The organism is Glycomyces sp. NPDC047010 (genome assembly GCF_040644205.1).
Classification (GTDB): Bacteria; Actinomycetota; Actinomycetes; order Mycobacteriales; family Micromonosporaceae; genus Glycomyces.
In genome coordinates, this window is sequence record NZ_JBEYVY010000002.1 from 463,708 (window position 1) to 483,046 (window position 19,339).

Sequence of the window (19,339 nt, forward strand, 5' to 3'; positions counted from 1 at the left end):
TCTCTCCCTTTTAAATCGAGATCCAGTCGAGGGCGAGCGCGAGGACGCCGATTGCGGCGCCCGCGATCGACACGGCCAGCAGCACCGCCTCGCCCGGACTGAACAGGCGCCGCCCCTGCTCGCGGCGGGTCATGACGAACAGGATCGTCGCCGGGGCGTACACGATGAACGACACCAGCACGAACTTCAGGCCCGCCGCGAACAGCAGGAACGCCGTGTACACGACCGCGAGCGCCGCGATCGGCAGCGCACCGCCCGCCCGCCGCCCCACCGCGCCCCGGTCCCACCCCATCGCCACCTTCACCGCGAACAGCGCCGCGAGCAGGAACGGGATGAGCGTCAGCGCGCTCGTCAGGTCGAGCGCGAAGTTGAACGCGTCCTCGGAGAAGTACGTGACGACCAGGACCACCTGGCTCAGCGCCGTCGACAGCGCCAACGCCGGGACCGGCACGTCCTCGCCCGTCGACCGCGCCAGGAACCGCGGCATGTCCTTGTCCTTCGCGGCGACGAACAGCACCTCCGCGGCCATGAGCGTCCACGCCAGGTACGCGCCGAGCACCGACACGATGAGCCCGACCGACACGAACACCAGGCCCCACGTGCCCACCGCGTGCTCCAGGACCCCCGCCATCGACGGCTGCCGCAGCTCCGCGATCTCGTCCATCGGCATGATCCCGTAGGACACGATCGTCACCGACGCGAACACCGCGAACACCGACAGGAAGCCGGTGATCGTCGCCCGGCCCACGTCCTCGCGGCGCTTCGCGTGCCGCGAGTACACCGACGCGCCCTCGACGCCGAGGAACACGAACACCGTCGCCAGCATCGTCCCCTTCACCTGGGAGAACAGGGAACCGGCGTAGTCGGCGCCGCCCCAGTTCTCCGCGAACGCGTGCGGGTCGAGGAAGAACAGCGCGAGGATCACGAACACGGCGATGGGGATGAGCTTCGCGACCGTGACGATCCGGTTGATCGCCGCGGCCTCCTTCACGCCCTGCTTGATGAGCAGGAAGAACCCCCACAGGCCCGCAGAGGACAGCACGATTGCGAGGACCGTGTCCCCTTCGCCGAGCGCGGGGACGACCGCGCCGATCGTGGACATGATGAGGACCCAGTAGGTCACGTTGCCGACGCAGGCGCTGGCCCAGTACCCGAACGCGGAGAAGAAGCCCGGGTACTCGCCGAACCCGGCCTTCGCGTACGCGTAGACCCCGGCGTCGAGGTCGGGGCGGCGGACGGCGAGCTGCTGGAACACGAACGCGAGCATGAGCATGCCGGTCCCGGCGATGGCCCAGGAGATGAGGGCCCCGGCGACGCCGGTCTGCTGCGCGAAGCGGGAGGGGAGGGAGAAGACGCCGGCGCCGACCATGGAGCCGACGACCATCGCGGTCATCGTCCAGAACGTGAACTTCACTGCGGGGCGGCCTTCAGAGGTGGCCGAGGTGGCGGCGGTCTCGTGCGCCATGGCGTCCTCGCAGGTCCGTCGGGTCGGTGACGCCTGAATATAACTCCCGAATGGACGCTGGTGCCGCGATTCGCACCGATCCCCGGGTTCGCGGGGGCCCGCTTCGGGTACCCGCCGGATCTCCCCCTGAAGGGGCCTGACGGAAGGAGCGGACATGGACGTCTCGGAGCACAAGCCGGACCGCATCGTCGTCGGCGTCGACGGCTCGGCGCCCTCGCAGCGGGCGCTCGAATGGGCGCTGCGCGAGGCCGCGCTCACCGGCGCGGAACTGGAGGCGCTGCACGCGTGGGAGGTGCCCGCCGCGTACGGCACGGGCATGGTCATGACGCTCCCCAGCAACGAGGAGTTCGAGTCCGCCGCGAAGCAGGTCCTCAGCCGCGCGATCGACCAGGCCGCGGGCAGCGACCCGGGCGTCGTCATCGAGCAGAAGACGGTCGCCGGGCATCCGGCGCGGGTCCTCATGGACGCCGCCGAGGGTGCGGCGCTCCTCGTCGTGGGCTCCCGCGGGCACGGCGGGTTCGTGGGGACGCTCGTCGGCTCGGTCAGCCAGTACTGCGTCTCGCATTCGCCGTGCCCGGTCGTGGTGGTGCGGGACCTGTCCGAAAAAGACTAGGTCCGAAGCGGGTCGGGCACCGGTTACGACCGGGCCGAGTCCGAAAACGACCGCGCCTCGTGAACGGCCGTGCCGCCGGGGACCGCATCGGGGCAGGGCGGCGGCCGTCCGGAATCAGGCCCGGTAGGCGAACCGCCGCAGGACCGAGCCGGTCCCGGCGGCGCCGACGCCGAGGATCCGGCCGGTGAAGCCGGTCGCGACCTCGGTCGACAGGTAGCGGCCGTCGAGGCGCGCGAGGTCGGCGCCGTCGGCGGTGAGCACGAGGTCGTCGGGGCCGTAGGCCGTCATGGTCTCGGCCGCGCACTCGACCGCCGCCATCCGCAGGACCGCCTCGGGACCGGCCGCGACCGAGCCCAGATCGGCGGTGACGCCGCCGATCCTCGCCTCGGCGCGCACGCGCCCGTCGGCGTAGACCAGGCCGTACCGGTGCCGGTCGTCGATGCGGACCTCGAACCGGCCCGACCCGGCGAACACCGCCTCGGCCTCCCAGCGCAGGTCCTTGACGCGCGTGCACAGCAGCCCCGGCGACCCGTCGGCCGGGTCGCGCAGGTCGAGCCCGCCGCCTTCGCGGACCGACGCGATCTTCGCGGGCTCGCTCGCTGGCGCGACCCAGCGCAGTCCGAGCGGCCCGGCGGCGAACTCGTCGGCGAACCCGGTCGGGTCGGGCGCGAACTCGTACCGGCCCTCGTCGAACACCGGCCAGCCGTCGACCCAGTCGACGCCCGCGAGGAACGTCTCGCGGCCGAGCACGTGGAACGACGGCGTGAACCCGCCCGGGCGCACCGCGAGGTACACGGCCGCCCAGCCGCCGTCGGCGGTCTCGACCAGGTCGGCGTGGCCGGTGTTCTGCACCGGGTGCGGGGTGGAGCGGTGGGAGAGGACGGGGTTGCGCGGGCACGCCTCGTACGGGCCCTCGGGCCGGTCGGCGCGCGCGATCGTGACGCCGTGGCCGCGTTCGGTGCCGCCCTCGGCGAGCAGCAGGTACCAGCGGTCCCCGATCCGGTACAGGTGCGGCGCTTCGGGATGCGCGAGTCCCGCGCCCTGCCACACGAGGTACGGGGGCTCCTCGAACTCCCCGGTCTTCATGTCGAGGCGGCCCTGCCAGATGCCGTTCGCCGACCGGCCGCCGTCCTCGGCGCGGACGACGCCCGCCCACGTGAGGAAGCAGGTGCCGTCCTCGTCCCAGGCGAGATCGGGGTCGATGCCGTCCGCCTGCGGCACGAACACCGGGTCGCTCCACACCAGCCGCTCATGGTCGGTATCGGACACCAGCTCGGCCGAGACGATGGTCTGCCCCATGTCGTCGCCGACGTTCGTGGTCACGAAGTGCAAGCGCCCGTCGTGGTGGCGCAGCGTCGAACCGTAGATCCCGCCCGAGGGCCGCCCGTCCCCGCGCAGGAACTGCCCCCGCCGGTCGAGGATGTTCCCGATCTGCCGCCACGACACGAGGTCCCGGCTGTGGAACAGCGGCGCCCCCGGGAAGTACTCGAAGCTCGAATGGGCCAGGAAGTAGTCCTCGCCCACCCGGCACACCGTCGGGTCCGGATGGAACCCGGAGACGATCGGATGCACGGCCGCGGACACGATCATGGAGAACCCCTCACTAAGTTGTGTCCCTAAACTTTCTCATCCCGCTTCAGCTCCCCTTCAGGAACCCGCCGGTACCTTGGAAACCGGGGGCCCTTACCCAGAGGTGAAGCTGCGGCATGCCCTGCTCAGGCCGCCGCGTGCTGGACGCCCCATTGGGCCGCGTAGCGGCCCGAGGCGGCGAGGAGTTCCGCGTGGGTGCCCTGCTCGGTGATGCGGCCGTCCTCCAGGACCACGATCAGGTCCGCCGAGCGGATCGTGCTCAGCCGGTGCGCCACCACCAGCGTCGTCCGCCCGCGCATCAGCGTCTCCAGCGCGCCCTGGATGTGCCGCTCCGACTCCGAGTCGAGCGCGCTCGTCGCCTCGTCCAGGAACAGGATCCGCGGGTCGCGGATGAGCGCCCGCGCGATCGACAGGCGCTGGCGCTGCCCGCCCGACAGGCGCGCGCCCCGCTCCCCGACCACCGTGTCCCACCCGTGCGGCAGCGCCTCCACGAACGCCAGCGCGTTCGCGTCCCGCAAAGCCGCCCGCACGCGTTCGTCGTCGATCGGCCCGAGCCCGTACGTGATGTTGTCACGCACCGACCCCTCGAACAGCACCGAATCCTGCGGCACCACCGACACGTGCCGCCGCACCGACCGCATGTCCAGGCCCTCCATGTCCTCGCCGTCCACGAGCACCGCGCCCGAATCCGGCCGGATCAGCCCCAGCACCGTGTTCATCAGCGTCGACTTCCCCGACCCCGACGGCCCCACGAACGCCACGGTCCGCCCTGGCTCCACCACCAGGTCCACGCCGTCCAGCGCCGGGCGCGCCGCGTCGCGGTAGCTGACCGAGACGCCGCGCAGCTCCACCCGGCCCGCGACCGCCGCCACCGCCTTGCCCTCGTTCCGCTCGATGTCGGGGTCCTGGAGGACCTCCGCGATCGACCGCACCGACTCCGTGCCGCGCGCCGTCACCGGCACCAGGTTGAGGACCGAGCCCACCGAGCCGGTGAGCATCGAGAAGTACGTGCCGAGGACGACGACCTGCCCGGCGGTGATCGGCGCCCACTCCAGGAGCGCCACCGCGGCGGCCAGCAGCAGGCACCCGACGGACAACAGCTGCATGGTCACCCAGCTCGCGGCGCCGAAGCGGCCGTTGACGACGTCGAGGCGCAGCCCCCGGTGCCGCACCTCGTCGGCGACCTGCGAGACCCGCTCGGTCGCGACGTGCTCCAGGCCGTGCGCGCGGGTGATGGGCATGAGCGCCGCCATCTCGCCGACGCGCGCCGAGAACACCTCCATCTCCTTGCGGAACTCCTGGTTGCGCTCCTGCGTGCGGCGGCGCGTGAACCACCAGACGCCGAAGCCGCACGGCAGCGACAGCGCGAACACCGGCAGGAACTGCGGCACCGTCAGCGAGGTCATCGTGATCGCGCCCGCGAACACGAACACCGCCTGGAGGAACGGCCCGCCCGACTGGGAGAGCATCAGCTCGACGTTCTCGACGTCGCGCACGACCTTGCTCTGGATGATCGACGCGTTCGACCGCGAATGGAACCCGATCGACAGCAGCTGGAGGCGCGCCGCGAGCGCGTTGCGCAGGTCCGCGCCGAGGGAGCGCACGACGCCCATGTACAGGCGCGTGAACCACACGTGCGTGAACACGTTCTGGAAGACGAGGACGGCCGCGCCGAGGGCGAGCCAGCCGAGGGTCGACAGCGGGCTGCGGTCCACGACCGTGTCCACGGCGGCGCCGGTGATGACCGGCAGCAGCCAGACCGGGCTGTCCTTGACGATGAAGACGGCGACGGCCACGCCCAGGGGCCTCCGCCGGGGTTTGAGCGACCTCGCGAGCGAGGCGATCGGGTGCTTGCCGTCGAGGTCGATGGAGTCCATCAGGTGTGCCCCGGATTCGGTTCGAGGAATGGGTCTTCGCCGGTTCGGTTGCGCCGCAGCGGGGCTCGGGGAACGGATGGGGAAGGGGGCCGCGGACGCCCCCGCGGCCGCCAGGCCCCGGGGGATCACCGCCGACCATCGTAGCCCCGCCCTGGACGCGCCCGCCCTGGATTTTCTACCCGAACCGGACGACAATGCAGGTGTGATCTGCGGCAACGCGGTCCACCGGCAGGCGTGCCCCCTTCGCGGCTCCAGGTCGGCGGGGGCGTTCCGCGGGGTATCGTGCATCGGTCGGACCCGACCGCGGACGCCCGCCCGCGACGCTCCGGCCGCCCGTCCGACAGGAAGTGAACGCAAGTGACCGCCGCCGGCAGCGCGGGTCAGCCCGGACCCGCAACCGACGCCGCGCCCCAGCCGGGGCACGGCGTCAGGGACGCCACCCGCCTCGCGCTCGTCGTCGGCGCCCTCGGCGTCGTCTTCGGCGACATCGGCACCAGCCCGATCTACGCGCTCCAGACCGTGTTCAACCCCGCCGACCCGCACCCGGTGCCCGTGGCCCCCGAGAGCATCTACGGCGTCGTGTCCCTCATGTTCTGGTCCATGGTCATCATCGTGACCGTGACGTACGTGCTCCTGGCGATGCGCGTCGACAACGACGGCGAGGGCGGCATCATGGCCCTCATCACGCTCCTCCACAAGTGGAAGCAGGGCCGCGGCCGCCGCGCCGCGCTCACCCTCGCCGCGCTCGGCATCTTCGGGGCGTCCCTGTTCCTCGGCGACTCCATGATCACGCCCGCGATCTCCGTGCTCTCCGCCGTCGAAGGCATCGAGGTCGTCGCCCCGAGCCTCGACAGCCTCGTCATCCCCGTGACCGCGGTCATCATCGTGGTGCTGTTCCTCGTGCAGCGCAAAGGCACCGCCGCCGTCGGCCGGGCGTTCGGGCCGGTCATGATCGTGTGGTTCTGCGTCCTCGCGCTCCTCGGCCTCCGCGGGATCGGCGGCCACCCCGAGATCCTCAAGGCCCTGTCCCCGTACTACGCGGCGCACTTCCTCACCGACCACTTCCACATCGCGTTCTTCGCGCTCGCCGCGATCGTCCTGTGCGTCACCGGCGCCGAGGCGCTCTACGCCGACATGGGCCACTTCGGCCGCCCCGCGATCACCAAGGCGTGGCTCATCCTCGTCTTCCCCGCGTGCCTGCTCAACTACATGGGCCAGGGCGCGATGGTCCTGGAGGACGGCACCGCCGTCTCCGGCCCGTTCTTCCTCCTCGCCCCCGGCTGGGCCCGCCTGCCGCTGCTGATCCTCGCCACGGCCGCCACGGTCATCGCCGCGCAGGCCGTCATCACCGGCGCGTACTCGGTCGCCGCCCAGGCGTCGCGCCTCGGCTACCTGCCGCGGCTGCGCATCGACCACACCTCGGCCGAGCAGTACGGGCAGATCTACGTGCCGTGGATCAACTGGCTGCTCATGGTCTCGGTGCTCACGCTCGTGTTCGCGTTCCGGTCCTCGCACGCGCTCGCGTACGCGTACGGCATGGCCGTCATGGGGACGATCACGATCATGACGCTCCTGTTCCTGTACATCGCGAAGTCGCGGTGGGAGCTGCCGCTGTGGCTGGTCCTCGGCGGCGGGGCGGTCCTGCTCGGGTTCGACCTGCTGTTCCTGGCCGCGAACTTCACGAAGCTCGTGCACGGCGCGTGGCTGCCGCTGCTCATCGGCCTCGCCGCGTTCACCGTCATGGTCACGTGGCAGAAGGGCCGCGCGATCGTCACCGCCGAGCGCGAGCGCCGCGAGGGCCCGCTGCGCGCGTGCGTCAAGCAGCTGCGCGCCGAGCTGCCGAAGACGAACTGCGTGCCCGGCACGGCCGTGTTCCTCAACCGCGGCAAGCTCACCACCCCGCTCGCGCTGCGCGCGAACATGGAGCACAACCACGTGCGGCACAAGCAGATCGTGATCGCCTCGATCGAGACGAAGCCGGTCCCGCGCGTCGGCGACGAGGACCGCGTCTCCGAGGACTTCCTCGGCTTCGCCGACGACGGCATCGTGTACGTGCAGATCCGCTTCGGGTACATGGAGGTCCAGGACGTGCCGCGCGCGCTCGCGCGGCTCGACCGCGAGGCGCACGGCGGGCGCCTGCACATCGACGAGGCGTCGTACTTCCTGTCCACGATCCACCTCCACCCGAGCGAGCAGCCGACGATGGCGCAGTGGCGCAAGCACCTGTTCATCGCCACCTCGCGGATCACCGCCGACGCGGCCGACCACTTCCGGCTCCCGCGCGAGCGCACGATCATCATGGGGTCCCAGGTCGAGGTCTGATCCTGAGTCTCGTCCGCCACAGGCGTGGACGCTCTGCCCGCGGCGTGCCTATGATCGAAACGAAAACACTTCGTTTCGATAGGAGCAGGCCAGTGGAACGACGCTCACGCCTCTCGGCCGAGCGCGAGAACGAGATCTTCGCGTGCGTCGAGCGACTCGTCCGCGAGCACGGCTACGAGAACGTCACCATGCAGCAGATCGCGGCCGAGGCGCGCACCAGCACCGCCACCCTCTACCGCCACTGGAACGGCAAGCCGCGCCTCGTCGTCGAGGCCGTGCGCAACCGCCGCCCCCCGCCCCTCCAGGACGTCGACACCGGGAGCCTCCGCGGCGACTTCCTCGCCGGGACCACCGCGATCGTCGAGTCCGGCCCCGACGACCACGACCTCATGAGCGCCCTCGCCAACGCCGCCCGTACCGACCCCGAACTCGACAGGGCGCAGCGCGACATCCTCGTCGAACCCATGCGGCGGGCCGTCGAACTCGTGCTCGACCGGGCCGCCGCCCGCGGCGAGATCGCCGCCGACGCCCCCGCCCGCGAGTTCGTCCCCGAACTGCTCTTCGCCTCGCTTATCGCGCACAAGATCCACACCGGGGACTTCCCCGACCGGGCCTACCTGACCCGCTTCCTCGACCTCGTCGTCCTTCCCGCACTTGGAGTCCGCAGTGACCACTGAGACCCTCGATCCGCCCGCGCCGAGCGCCGGCGCGAAGCTCCCCTCCCACTTCGGGTGGATCTACGCCGCCCTCATGGTCACCATGCTCCTGTCGGCGCTCGACCAGACCATCGTCTCCACCGCGCTCCCCACGATCGTCGGCGAACTCGACGGCCTCTCCCACATGGCCTGGGTGACCACCGCGTACATCCTCGCCGCGACGATCGGCATGCCCGTGTACGGCAAGCTCGGCGACCTCATCGGCCGCCGCCAGCTGTTCCTCGCGGGCCTCGCGGTGTTCGTCCTCGGCTCCGGCCTCGCCGGGTTCGCGCAGGACATGCCGCAGCTCATCGCGTTCCGCGCCTTGCAGGGCCTCGGCGGCGGCGGGCTCATGATCGTCTCGCAGGCGATCATCGCCGACCTCGTCCCGGTCCGCCAGCGGGCGAAGTTCATGGGCCCCATGGGCGCCGTGTTCGGCCTCGCCGCCGTCGCGGGCCCGCTCCTCGGCGGGTGGATCACCGACAACGCCGACTGGCGCTGGGCGTTCTGGATCAACCTGCCGCTCGGCGTCGCCGCGCTGCTCATCTCCGCGTTCGCGATCAAGCTGCCGCGCAAGCAGGTCAAGGTGAAGTTCGACTACCTCGGGACAGCGCTCATGGCCGTGGCCGTGACCTCCCTGATCCTGGTGTGCACGTGGGGCGGCACCGAGTACGACTGGACGTCGCCCACGATCCTGTGGCTCGGCGCGGTCACGGTCGCCGCCGCGGTGCTGTTCGCGGTCGTGGAGCGGCGCGCGAAGGAGCCGCTGATCCCGCTGCGGATGGTCAAGAACCCGGTGTTCTCGATCGCCACGCTCATCGGCATGATCGCGATCGGCCTGGGCATGTTCGCGGTCATCTCGTACATGCCGACGTACCTCCAGATGGTCTACGGCTACTCCGCGACCGAGTCGGGGCTGCTCCTCATCCCGATGGTCGTCGGCATGATGCTCACGGCCGTCACCTCGGGTTCGCTGGTGTCGAAGCTGGGGCGGTACAAGGGGTTCGTGGTCGCGGGGATGCTCGTCATGCCCGTGGGCATCTGGCTCATGTCGACGCTCGACCCGTCGTCGCCGGTGTGGGTGCTGTGCTCCTACATCGCGCTGCTCGGCGCCGGGATGGGCCTGGTCATGCAGAACCTCGTGCTCGCCGTGCAGAACGCGTTCCCGCAGAGCGAGGTCGGGACCGCGACGTCGTCCAACAACTTCTTCCGCGAGATCGGCGCCACCGTGGGCGTCGCGGTGGTCGGGGCCGTGTTCACGAACCGGCTCACCGACCACCTCGCCGGGATCGGCACGGACTTCGGCGGCGCGGGGGCCGAGTCGATCACGCCCGCGATCGTGCGCTCGCTCCCGGACGCCCTGCGCGACCAGGTGATCAACGCGTACTCCGACGCGCTGCTGCCGATCTTCCTCGGACTGGTCCCGGTGATCCTGGTCGGCACCGTGCTCGCGTTCTTCCTGCCGAACCGGAAGCTCCGGGACGACGCGGAGCACGCGCCGTCGCATTAGGACGCCGCACTAGTCCGCTGACGGGTAGGGGGTGAACCGGCTCTGGCGGTCGGTCACCTCCAGCGGCGCCCCGATCGCGGGGAACGCCCGCTGCGGGCAGCCCTTGCGGTCGCACACCTTGCAGCCCGGGCCGATCGGGGTGAGCATCGCCGGGTTGGCGAGGTCGAGCCCGTCGGCGTAGACGAGCCGGTGTGCATGGTGGAGGTCGCAGCCGAGGCCGATCGCGAAGGTCTTCGCGGGCGTCCCGAACCCGCCGTAGCGGCGGGTCACGGTGCGCGCGACCCACAGGTACGAGCGGCCGTCGGGCATCTGCGCGAGCTGCGTGCGGATCTGGCCGGGGCTCGCGAACGCCTCGTAGACGTCCCACAGCGGGCAGGTGCCGCCGACGCGCGAGAAGTGGAAGTCGGTGGCGGACTGGCGCTTCGAGATGTTCCCGGCCCGGTCGACGCGCACGAAGAAGAACGGCACGCCGCGCGCGCCGGGCCGCTGGAGCGTCGAGAGCCGGTGCGCGACGGTCTCGAAGCCGACGCGGAAGCGCCGCCCGAGCAGGTCGAGGTCGTACCGCAGTTCCTCAGCGGCGCGCAGGAACGGGCCGTACGGGAGGATGAGCGCGCCCGCGAAGTAGTTCGCGAGCCCGATCCGGGCCAGGCCGCGGGCCTCGTCCCCCGACAGGTCCGCGTCGTCCACTTCGGACTTGATGAGGTCGTCGCACGCGACGAGTGCGAGGTGCGTGGCGAGCTGGAACGCCCGCTGCCCGGGGCTGAGCAGCGGCGAGACCCGCAGGAGGCGGGCGTCGGCGTCGAAGCGGCGCTTCACGCTGTTGCCTTCGCGCGCTTCGAGGTCGGCGACGATGGTGCCGTAGCGGTCGTGGAGCAGGCGCGTGAGGCCGTCGGCGAGGTCGCCGGGGTCCAGGGAGGCTTCCTCGTACATCCGCTCGGCGGCCTCGTCGAGTGCGGCGACGTGGTTCCGCTTGGCGTAGAACAGGTCCCGGACCTCCTCATGAGCCGTGGGCGATCCGGCGTCGAGTTCGGCGCTCATCGCGGCGTTCCGTTCGACCATGTGCTGGTAGCGGCGGTGCAGGTCCACCACGTACTGCGCCAGGCCCGGCATCGACTCCGCGAGCTCCCGAGCCTCGCCGTTCGAGACGCGGTCGGCGTGGGCGGTGTCGGCGAGCGCGTCGCGCAGCTGCGCGGTGAGCCGGTCCGACTCGGAGGCCGAGAACCGCTGCACGTCCACGTCGTAGACCTCGGCGAGGCGCAGCAGCACCGGCCCGGTGATGGGCCGCTGGTTCGACTCCATCTGGTTGACGTAGCTCGTGGAGATCCCCAGGGCCGTCGCGAGCGCGGCCTGCGTGAGCCCCTGCTCCTCGCGGAACCGGCGCAGCCGCAGCCCCACCTTCGCCTTGCGCAGCGCCATGACCACGTCCTTTCACAATATCCACAAACGGGCCCGGAAATTTCCACAAGAAACCACATTTACAGCGGTTTCAAGGGCATCCCGGTGTGTGCATACTGTGAAATGTACCCTCCCGCCGCACTGCAAGGAGCCGTCGAGTGATCACCCACCGCGTCCGCACCCACGCCTCCCGCGAGGACCTGCCCCGGGAGGGGCAGCTCGCCTGGAAGCTCGCCGCGGCCGCGGTCGACCCGGTCCCGGTGGAGCGGGAGGTCGCCGAGATGATCGGCAACCGCGTCATCGACAACGCCGCGGTCGCCGCCGCGTCGCTCGCGCGCCGGCCCGTGGCGAGCGCCCGGGCGCAGGCCCTCGCGCACCCGTACACGCCGGGCGCGGCCGTGTTCGGCCTCCCCGCCTCGTTCCGGTCCTCGCCGGAGTGGGCGGCGTGGGCGAACGGGGTCGCCGTGCGCGAGCTGGACTTCCACGACACGTTCCTGGCCGCGGACTACTCGCACCCGGGCGACAACATCCCGCCGGTGCTCGCGGTCGCGCAGCACCGGGGCCTCGACGGGCGCGCGCTCGTGCGCGGCATCGCCGCCGGGTACGAGGTCCAGGTGGACCTGGTGCGCGGGATCTGCCTGCACGAGCACCGGATCGACCACATCGCGCACCTCGGCCCCTCTGCCGCCGCCGGGATCGGCGCGCTCCTGGACCTCCCTGTGGAGACGGTGTACCAGGCGATCGGGCAGGCGCTGCACACGACGACCGCCACGCGGCAGTCCCGCAAGGGCGCGATCTCCTCGTGGAAGGCGTACGCGCCCGCGTTCGCGGGCAAGGCCGCGATCGAGGCCGTGGACCGGGCGATGCGCGGCGAGGGCGCCCCGTCGCCGATCTACGAGGGGGAGGACGCGGTGATCGCGCGGCTCCTCAGCGGCCCGGACGCCGTCTACGAGGTGCCGCTTCCCACTGCGGGCGAGGCGAAGCGGGCCATCCTCGACACCTACACGAAGGAGCACTCGGCGGAGTACCAGTCCCAGGCGCTCATCGACCTGGCCCGCCGCATGGCCCCGCGCGTGGACCTCGACCGGGTCCGCGAGGTCGTGATCCACACGAGCCACCACACGCACTACGTGATCGGCACGGGTGCGGAGGACCCGCAGAAGACCGACCCGGACGCGAGCCGCGAGACCCTCGACCACTCGATCATGTACATCTTCGCGGTGGCCCTCGAAGACCGCGCGTGGCACCACGAGCGGTCCTACACCCCCGAACGCGCGCACCGGCCTTCGACAGTGGCGCTGTGGCACAAGGTGCGCACGGTGGAGGACCCGGAGTGGACCGCGAGGTACCACGACCCGGACCCGGACAAGCGGGCGTTCGGCGGCCGCGTCGTCATCACCCTGGACGACGGCACGGTCGTGGAGGACGAGCTCGCCGTCGCCGACGCGCACCCGGCCGGGGCCCGCCCGTTCGGGCGCGAGCAGTACATCGCGAAGTTCCGCACCCTTACCGACGGCGTCGTCGACGAGGCCGAGCAGGACCGGTTCCTCGACCTCGCGTGCCGCATCGACGCGCTCGACGCGAACGGCGTCCGGGCCCTGAACCTCGCCGCGCCGCGCGGCGCACTCACTGAACCGATCGCGAAGGGGCTCTTCTGATGCCGACTCCGTCCGAGAAGCGCCGCCGCCTCCGCGAGGGCCTCGCGTCGGGGCGCCTCCAGCGCCTCCCCGGGGCGTTCTCGCCGCTCGCGGCCAAGGCCGTCGCCGACCACGGCTTCGACGGCGTGTACGTCTCCGGCGCGGCCCTCGCCGCCGACCTGGGCCTGCCCGACATCGGGCTGACCACGCTCACCGAGGTCGCGACCCGCGGCGGCCAGATCGCCCGTGCCACCGACCTTCCCACCTTGATCGACGCCGACACCGGCTTCGGGGAGGTCTCTAACGCGGCCCGCACCATCCGGTCCCTTGAGGACGCAGGGCTCGCGGGATGCCACATCGAGGACCAGGTGAACCCCAAGCGCTGCGGGCACCTCGACGGCAAGGCCGTGATCCCGGCGGAGGAGATGGTCCGCCGCGTCGCCGCCGCCGTGAAGGCCCGCACCGACCCGGACTTCGTGGTCTGCGCCCGCACCGACGCCCGCGCCATTGAGGGCCTCGACGCCGCCATCGACCGGGCGAAAGCCTATGTGGACGCCGGGGCGGACATGGTGTTCCCCGAGGCGATGCGCGACGAGGCCGAGTTCGCGGCCTTCCGCAAAGCGATCGACGTCCCGTTGCTCGCCAACATGACCGAGTTCGGGGCCTCCCCGAACCTCACGGCGCGGCAGCTGGAGGACCTCGGCTACAACCTCGTCATCTGGCCCGTCTCCAGCCTCCGCGCCGCCATGGGCGCCGTGGACGAGCTGTTCGCGGCCCTGAACGCCGAGGGCACGCAGGCGTCCGTGGTCGACCGCATGCAGACCCGCGCCCGCCTCTACGACCTGGTCGACTACGCGTCCTACAACGAGTTCGACCAGGCCCTCTTCGACTTCAAGATCCCCGGGAGGAACGCATGAGCACCGTGCCGCTGGACGTCCACAAGGGCCTCGCGGGAGTCGTCGCCGACACCACCGCGATCTCCGAGGTCGTGCCCGAGACCCTGTCACTGACGTACCGGGGCTACCCGGTGCAGCAGCTCGCCGCGTCCCGCTCGTTCGAGGAGGTCGCGCACCTCATCTGGTACGGCGAGCTCCCCGACGCGGCCCAGCTCGCGGCCTTCACCGCCCGCGAACGCGCCCAACGCGAAGTGACCCGCTCGACCATCGGCGTCATCGACCGCATCCCCGACGGCTGCCACCCGATGGACCTGCTGCGCACCGCCGTCTCCTGCCTCGGCGCCGAGGACCCCGCCGAGGACGACAACCGGCGCGCCTCCAACCAGGCCAAGGCCGAGGCGCTGTTCGCGAAGCTCCCCACGGTCATCAGCCACGCCCACCGGCGCCGCCGCGGCCTGGAGCGGATCGCGCCCGACCCGTCCCTGGGCTGGTCGGCGAACTTCTTCCACATGTGCTTCGGCGCCGTCCCGGCCCCGGAGGTGCTGCGCTGCTTCGAGGTCTCGATGATCCTCTACGCCGAGCACTCCTTCAACGCCTCCACGTTCACCGCCCGCGTCGTCGCCTCCACGCTCTCCGACATGTACTCGGCCGTGACCGCCGCGATCGGCGCCCTCAAGGGGCCGCTCCACGGCGGCGCCAACGAGGCCGTCATGAAGATGATGCTGGAGGTCGGCGAACCCGAGCGCGCCGCCGACTGGCTCGCCGAACGCCTGGCCGCCAAGGAGAAGGTGATGGGCTTCGGCCACCGCGTCTACAAGGACGCCGACTCCCGCGTCCCCACCATGAAGGCCGCCCTGGTCGACATGGCCGCCCTCACCGGCGGCGAGCGGTGGGTGCGGATGTACGAGGAGCTGGAGTCGGCCATGCTCGCGGCCAAGGGCATCCACCCCAACCTCGACTTCCCCGCCGGCCCCGCCTACTACCTCATGGGCTTCGACATCCCCATGTTCACACCGCTGTTCGTCATGTCCCGCATCACCGGCTGGACCGCCCACATCATCGAGCAGCTCGACGCCAACTCCCTCATCCGCCCCCTGTCGGCCTACACCGGCCCGAGCGAACGCCCGGTCCCGACCGCCGCCTGACCGCGCACGGCCGCAATACCCTCGGGGCTCATGGACATCGAGCGAAGTGAAGTCCCGGAGTCGCGGCGCATCGCGGTGCCGCTGGGGATCCTCCTGTGGATCGTGGTCCCGGTCCTCGGCATCGTCATCGGCGACGGCTGCGGGGCGGACTGCCACGACGAGACGCCCCTCGCGATGGACCTCCGGGGCCTGGCTCTGCTGCTCGGCCTGGCGGTGATGCTCCTGGGGCCGATCGTGATCGCACTGCTGGCGTTCTGGAGCGGGAGCGCCCGCACCGGGTACGCGTTCCTCGCGGTGGCCGTGGTCGTCGGCGCGCTGCTGCTCTCCTCCGACCTGTACATCGACCTCCTGCGCGCCTCCCTGCCGTGAGATTCCCCGGGGCCCGCCCCCTCTGCGGGCCCCGGGAAAGCGTCAGGCGCCGCGGGTGATCTGGAGGCAGGTGATCGCGGCGGTGGCGGACCAGGCCTGGGGGCGGCAGGCGGCCGGGTAGGGGACCGGGTGGTCCCGTTCGGCGCGTGAGAAACCGGCGTGGAGCTCCGGCATCCGGAAGCCGAAGCCCTCCGCGGCGTGGAGGAGGCCCTCGACCACGACCGCGGCCTCCTCGCGGAGACCGGCGCGCGCCATGCCGTGCGCGACGATCGCCGAGTCGTGGGCCCACACGGCCCCGCCGTGGTAGCTCAGCGGCCAGAAGCCCGCCGCGCCGCTCGACATCGTGCGGACCCCGTATCCCGAGCTCATCGACTCGCCCACGAGGAGCTTCGCGATGGACGCTTCGTCTGCGGCGCTGACGATGCCGGTGCCGAGCAGGTGCCCGATGTTCGAGGTGAGCGTGTCGACGGCCTGCCCGTCGCGGTCGAGCGCGATGGCCGGGTAGCGGCCCTCGGGGGTCTCGACCCAGAAGCGCTCGTTGAAGCGCTCGCGCAGCCGCGCCGCCCACTCGCGCCACTGCGCGCCGTCGTCCTCACCGAACGCTTCGAGGAGGTCCGCGGCGCCCGCGGCGGCCTCGTGCGCGTAGCCCTGCGCCTCGCAGAGGGCGATGGGGCCCTTGGCGAGCCGCCCGTCGCGCCACTGGATCGAGTCGCCGGAGTCCTTCCACCCCTGGTTCGACAGGCCCTTGCCGTTGCGGTCGAAGTACGAGAGGAACCCGTCCTTCTCGGCCGCCGCGGCGATCCACTGAAGGGCCGCCCGCAGGTTCGGGACCAGCTCGGCGACCTCCTCGCGCGGCATCCCCGCGCGCCAGGCGTCCACGAGCAGGCACACCCACAGGGCCGTCGCGTCCACCGTGCCGTAGTAGAGCGGCGGGAGCGTGATGTCCTCGCCGGGCATCCGGAACGCGGTGGCGCGCAGCTCGTGCGCGATCTTCCCGGGCTCCTCCTCAGTTTCGGCGTCGTCCGTCTTCCCTTGCAGGCGTGCGAGGACGCGAAGAGTAGAGGCGGCGATCTTCACGTCGACCGGGAGCATCATCCTTGCGGCCCAGAGCGAGTCGCGTCCGAAGAGGGTGAAGAACCAGGGCGCCCCGGCCGCGAGGAAGTCGTCCCCGGGGGACGAGGGGAACGCCAGGCGCAGCGCGTCCAGGTCGTCCAGGGCCGTCGCGGTCCAGCGGGCCAGGCGCCCGTCGATCCCCGTGGTGTCTATGGACCAGCCCGCGGGCGCGGCGGCGGCCTGCACGACCAGGCCCGGGTCGCTCACCTTCATGTCCCAGTGGAGCACCGCGGACTCGCCGCGGCTCAGCGCGAACGGCCACTCCAGGACCAGGGCGCCGTCCTCGATGGACCAGGTCCCGGCGTCGGCGGTCATCGCGAACGACGCGTCGCCCGCGGCGACCACCGCGGAGGCCCCGTCCACGTCTGCGGTCCACGCCGCGGCCTTCCCGTGCCCGGACTTGACCTCTTGCAGCGGCGCGAAGTCCGGTTCCACGATGAGCCTGAGCACCGCCGACACCTCCGCGTCCACCACCGAGGCGACGGTGACCGACTCGGCGAGGACCCCGTCACCGACGTGGCGCTCCCGGCCGAGGCGCAGGTGCGGGTCCGGGGTCGGGTCGTCCACGCCGCGCAGGACCGCGTCGAATACCACCGTGCGCGCGCCGCGACCGGAGGTCGCGATCGCTTCGGGCGCTTCGCCCTCCACCTCGATCCGGAGGCCGCGCGCGAACCGGCGGTCGCCGTGGAAGAGGCCGTCGATCGGGGCGGTCATCGCGCCGTCCGGGCGCGACCACGCTTGCGTGGGCGCGTGCAGCGCGATGACGGCGTCGTGCAGGAAAGGCTGGCGGCCGGGGGTCATCCCTTGACGGCTCCTTCGCTCGTGTTCATGATGTGCTTCTGGAAGACGAAGAACAGCACCGCGACCGGGATCGTCATGATCGCGGCGGCCGCGAGCTTGACCGGGTACTGCGTGCCCTGGCTGAGCTGGCCGGACGCGAGCGAGGCCACGCCCTTCGTGAGCGTCGTCAGCTCGGGCGACTGGGTCGAGACGATGAAGTGGCTCAACTCGTTCCACGACCCCTGGAACGAGAGGATCACGATGGTGACCAGCGCCGGGCGCGCCATCGGCAGCACCACGGACCAGAACACCCGGAACGTCCCGGCCCCGTCGATGCGCGCCTGCTCCTCCACCGACACCGGGATCGACTCGAAGAAGCCCTTCATGATGAAGACCCCCGCCGCGTCCACCAGGAGCGGCAGGATCATGCCCGCGTAGGAGTCGTAGATCCCGAGCTGGTTGAGCACCAGGAACTTCGGGATGAGCAGGACCACGGACGGGACGGCCATGACGGCGACGATGAGCGCGAACACCAGGCCCCGGCCCCGGAACTTCAGCCGCGCGAGCGCGTAGCCCGCGAGCGACGCGAAGAACACCCGGCCGATCGTGACGGCCACGGTGACCACCGCGGAGTTCGCGAACCACAGCGGGAAGTCCGAGCGCGTGAACAGCCGGTCGTACGCGGCGAACGTCCACGTCTGCGGCCACAGGGACACCGCGTTCGCGGCGGCCTCCGCGTCCGGTTTGAACGAGGTCGCGATCTGCACCAGGAACGGGAAGACGTACACGACCGCGAGCGAGACGAGCACCGCGTACAGCACGGCCTGCCCGACCCGGGGTTTCCGCTTGCGAACCGATGCGGCGGTCATGCCTTCGCCCCCTTCGCGAGGCGCCTCGCGAGGCGCTTGGAGGTGTCCCGCTCGCGCAGGATCCACCGCTGGAGCAGCGTGAACGCCACGATGATCGCGAACAGCACGAACGAGATCGCCGCGCCCTGGCCCCACGCCTGGTCGGTGAACGCCGCCTCGTACGACAGGTACGCGGGCGTCACCGTGGTCTTGCCGGGCCCGCCCTGCGTGCCCGTGTAGATCTGGTCGAACACCTGCCAGCACCCGATGAGCCCCAGCGTGAGCACCGTGAACAGCGCGGGCCGCAGCTGCGGGAGGGTGATCCTCCAGAACCGCTGCCACGCGGTCGCGCCGTCCATCCGGCCGGCCTCGTCGAGCTCCGGCCCGATGTTCTGGAGCGCCGCGAGGAACAGGAGCATGAACGTCCCGCTGGTGGTGAACACCGCCATCAGGATGAGCGCGCTCATCGCGACCGACGGCCCCGACAGCCAGTCCCACCACGTCACGCCCAGGAAGTCCGAGCCGGTGAGGAACGAGGGCCCCGTCCCGCCGCCGAGCGCGACGTGGACGATCCCCCGCGGATCGTTGAACCAGTTGGGGCCGTTGACCCCGATCCACCCGAGCACCTGGTTGACGGCGCCCGAGGTGGAGAACAGGAACAGCCACAGCACCGTGATCGCCACCGAGCTGGTCACCGACGGGAAGTAGAACGCCGTGCGGAACAGGCCCCGCCCGCGCAGGACCGCGCGGTTGACCAGGACCGCCAGCAGCAGCGACAGGCCCGTCTGGAGCGGGACCACGAGCAGGACGTACCAGGCGTTGTTGCGCATGGCGATCCCGAAGTTCCGCTCCGCGAGCCCGCCGCCGGAGGTGATGGCCTCGTAGTTGTCGAAGCCGACGAACCCGACGCCGGGCGCGAGCGGCGACCCGCGCCCGGTCCAGTCGGAGAAGCTCACCCACAGGGCCATGAGCACCGGCACGAGCATGAACAGCCCGAGCACGACGATCACCGGGAGCGTGAACAGCCACCCCGCGCGACCGTCGGCGCGGCGGGCCCGCCTGCGCGGTGCTGCGACGGCCATGG

The 19,339-nt window shown here is 71.4% G+C and carries 15 protein-coding genes; 8 read left to right on the forward strand and 7 right to left on the reverse strand.

The features are described from left to right. Positions 1-10: 10 nt before the first annotated feature. Entirely contained in the window at positions 11-1,465 is a 1,455-nt protein-coding gene (locus AB0A65_RS05695) for a basic amino acid/polyamine antiporter (RefSeq protein WP_359946774.1), read from the reverse strand. A gap of 154 nt (positions 1,466-1,619) precedes the next feature. On the opposite strand from AB0A65_RS05695, the gene AB0A65_RS05700 reads away from it, so the two are divergent. Then, positions 1,620-2,078 (forward strand): universal stress protein, encoded by a 459-nt coding sequence (locus tag AB0A65_RS05700; RefSeq protein ID WP_359946777.1) that lies wholly within the window; start codon positions 1,620-1,622, stop codon positions 2,076-2,078. Positions 2,079-2,192: 114 nt separating this feature from the next. On the opposite strand, the gene AB0A65_RS05705 is transcribed toward AB0A65_RS05700, so the two are convergent. Next, positions 2,193-3,668, reverse strand: a complete 1,476-nt coding sequence (locus AB0A65_RS05705) for a family 43 glycosylhydrolase (RefSeq protein WP_359946779.1) — start codon at positions 3,666-3,668, stop codon at positions 2,193-2,195. Positions 3,669-3,793: 125 nt separating this feature from the next. Beyond that, the gene (locus AB0A65_RS05710; RefSeq protein ID WP_359946782.1) at positions 3,794-5,545 is read right to left on the reverse strand and encodes an ABC transporter ATP-binding protein; all 1,752 of its coding nucleotides are present in this window, start codon (positions 5,543-5,545) and stop codon (positions 3,794-3,796) included. 357 nt (positions 5,546-5,902) lie between these two features. On the opposite strand from AB0A65_RS05710, the gene AB0A65_RS05715 reads away from it, so the two are divergent. From AB0A65_RS05715 to AB0A65_RS05725, 3 genes are all read left to right on the forward strand, one after another. Then, a complete protein-coding gene (locus AB0A65_RS05715; protein ID WP_359946785.1) occupies positions 5,903-7,867 on the forward strand; it encodes a potassium transporter Kup in 1,965 nt (654 codons plus the stop codon). Positions 7,868-7,959: 92 nt separating this feature from the next. Then, positions 7,960-8,544, forward strand: coding sequence for a TetR/AcrR family transcriptional regulator (locus AB0A65_RS05720; RefSeq protein ID WP_359946787.1), 585 nt, complete (start codon positions 7,960-7,962; stop codon positions 8,542-8,544). Next, complete coding sequence (locus AB0A65_RS05725; RefSeq protein ID WP_359946790.1) at positions 8,534-10,072, forward strand: MDR family MFS transporter; 1,539 nt, start codon at positions 8,534-8,536, stop codon at positions 10,070-10,072. The genes AB0A65_RS05720 and AB0A65_RS05725 overlap by 11 nt, the downstream gene beginning before the upstream one ends. Before the next feature lie 9 nt (positions 10,073-10,081). On the opposite strand, the gene AB0A65_RS05730 is transcribed toward AB0A65_RS05725, so the two are convergent. After that, complete coding sequence (locus AB0A65_RS05730) at positions 10,082-11,482, reverse strand: short-chain fatty acyl-CoA regulator family protein (protein ID WP_359947209.1); 1,401 nt, start codon at positions 11,480-11,482, stop codon at positions 10,082-10,084. A gap of 143 nt (positions 11,483-11,625) precedes the next feature. On the opposite strand from AB0A65_RS05730, the gene AB0A65_RS05735 reads away from it, so the two are divergent. Genes AB0A65_RS05735 through AB0A65_RS05750 form a run of 4 tightly spaced genes read left to right on the forward strand, consistent with a single transcriptional unit; the run spans position 11,626 to position 15,514 of the window. Next, positions 11,626-13,125 carry an MmgE/PrpD family protein gene (locus tag AB0A65_RS05735; protein WP_359946793.1) on the forward strand — a complete coding sequence of 500 codons (1,500 nt, stop codon included), beginning with the start codon at positions 11,626-11,628 and terminating at the stop codon, positions 13,123-13,125. Then, entirely contained in the window at positions 13,125-14,021 is an 897-nt protein-coding gene (gene prpB / locus AB0A65_RS05740) for a methylisocitrate lyase (RefSeq protein WP_359946796.1), read from the forward strand. The genes AB0A65_RS05735 and prpB overlap by 1 nt, the downstream gene beginning before the upstream one ends. Beyond that, entirely contained in the window at positions 14,018-15,145 is a 1,128-nt protein-coding gene (locus tag AB0A65_RS05745) for a bifunctional 2-methylcitrate synthase/citrate synthase (protein WP_359946798.1), read from the forward strand. The genes prpB and AB0A65_RS05745 overlap by 4 nt, the downstream gene beginning before the upstream one ends. 30 nt (positions 15,146-15,175) lie before the next feature. Then, a complete protein-coding gene (locus AB0A65_RS05750) occupies positions 15,176-15,514 on the forward strand; it encodes a hypothetical protein (RefSeq protein WP_359946801.1) in 339 nt (112 codons plus the stop codon). Positions 15,515-15,556: 42 nt separating this feature from the next. Here AB0A65_RS05750 and AB0A65_RS05755 read toward each other — a convergent pair whose 3' ends face one another. The 3 genes from AB0A65_RS05755 to AB0A65_RS05765 are packed head-to-tail and all read right to left on the reverse strand — an operon-like array spanning position 15,557 to position 19,337. After that, positions 15,557-17,428, reverse strand: a complete 1,872-nt coding sequence (locus tag AB0A65_RS05755) for a glycogen debranching N-terminal domain-containing protein (protein WP_359946804.1) — start codon at positions 17,426-17,428, stop codon at positions 15,557-15,559. After that, on the reverse strand, positions 17,425-18,276 hold the full coding sequence (locus tag AB0A65_RS05760; protein ID WP_359946807.1) for a carbohydrate ABC transporter permease: 852 nt from the start codon (positions 18,274-18,276) through the stop codon (positions 17,425-17,427). The genes AB0A65_RS05755 and AB0A65_RS05760 overlap by 4 nt, the downstream gene beginning before the upstream one ends. Next, positions 18,273-19,337, reverse strand: coding sequence for a sugar ABC transporter permease (locus tag AB0A65_RS05765; RefSeq protein ID WP_359946809.1), 1,065 nt, complete (start codon positions 19,335-19,337; stop codon positions 18,273-18,275). The genes AB0A65_RS05760 and AB0A65_RS05765 overlap by 4 nt, the downstream gene beginning before the upstream one ends. Positions 19,338-19,339 lie beyond the last annotated feature (2 nt).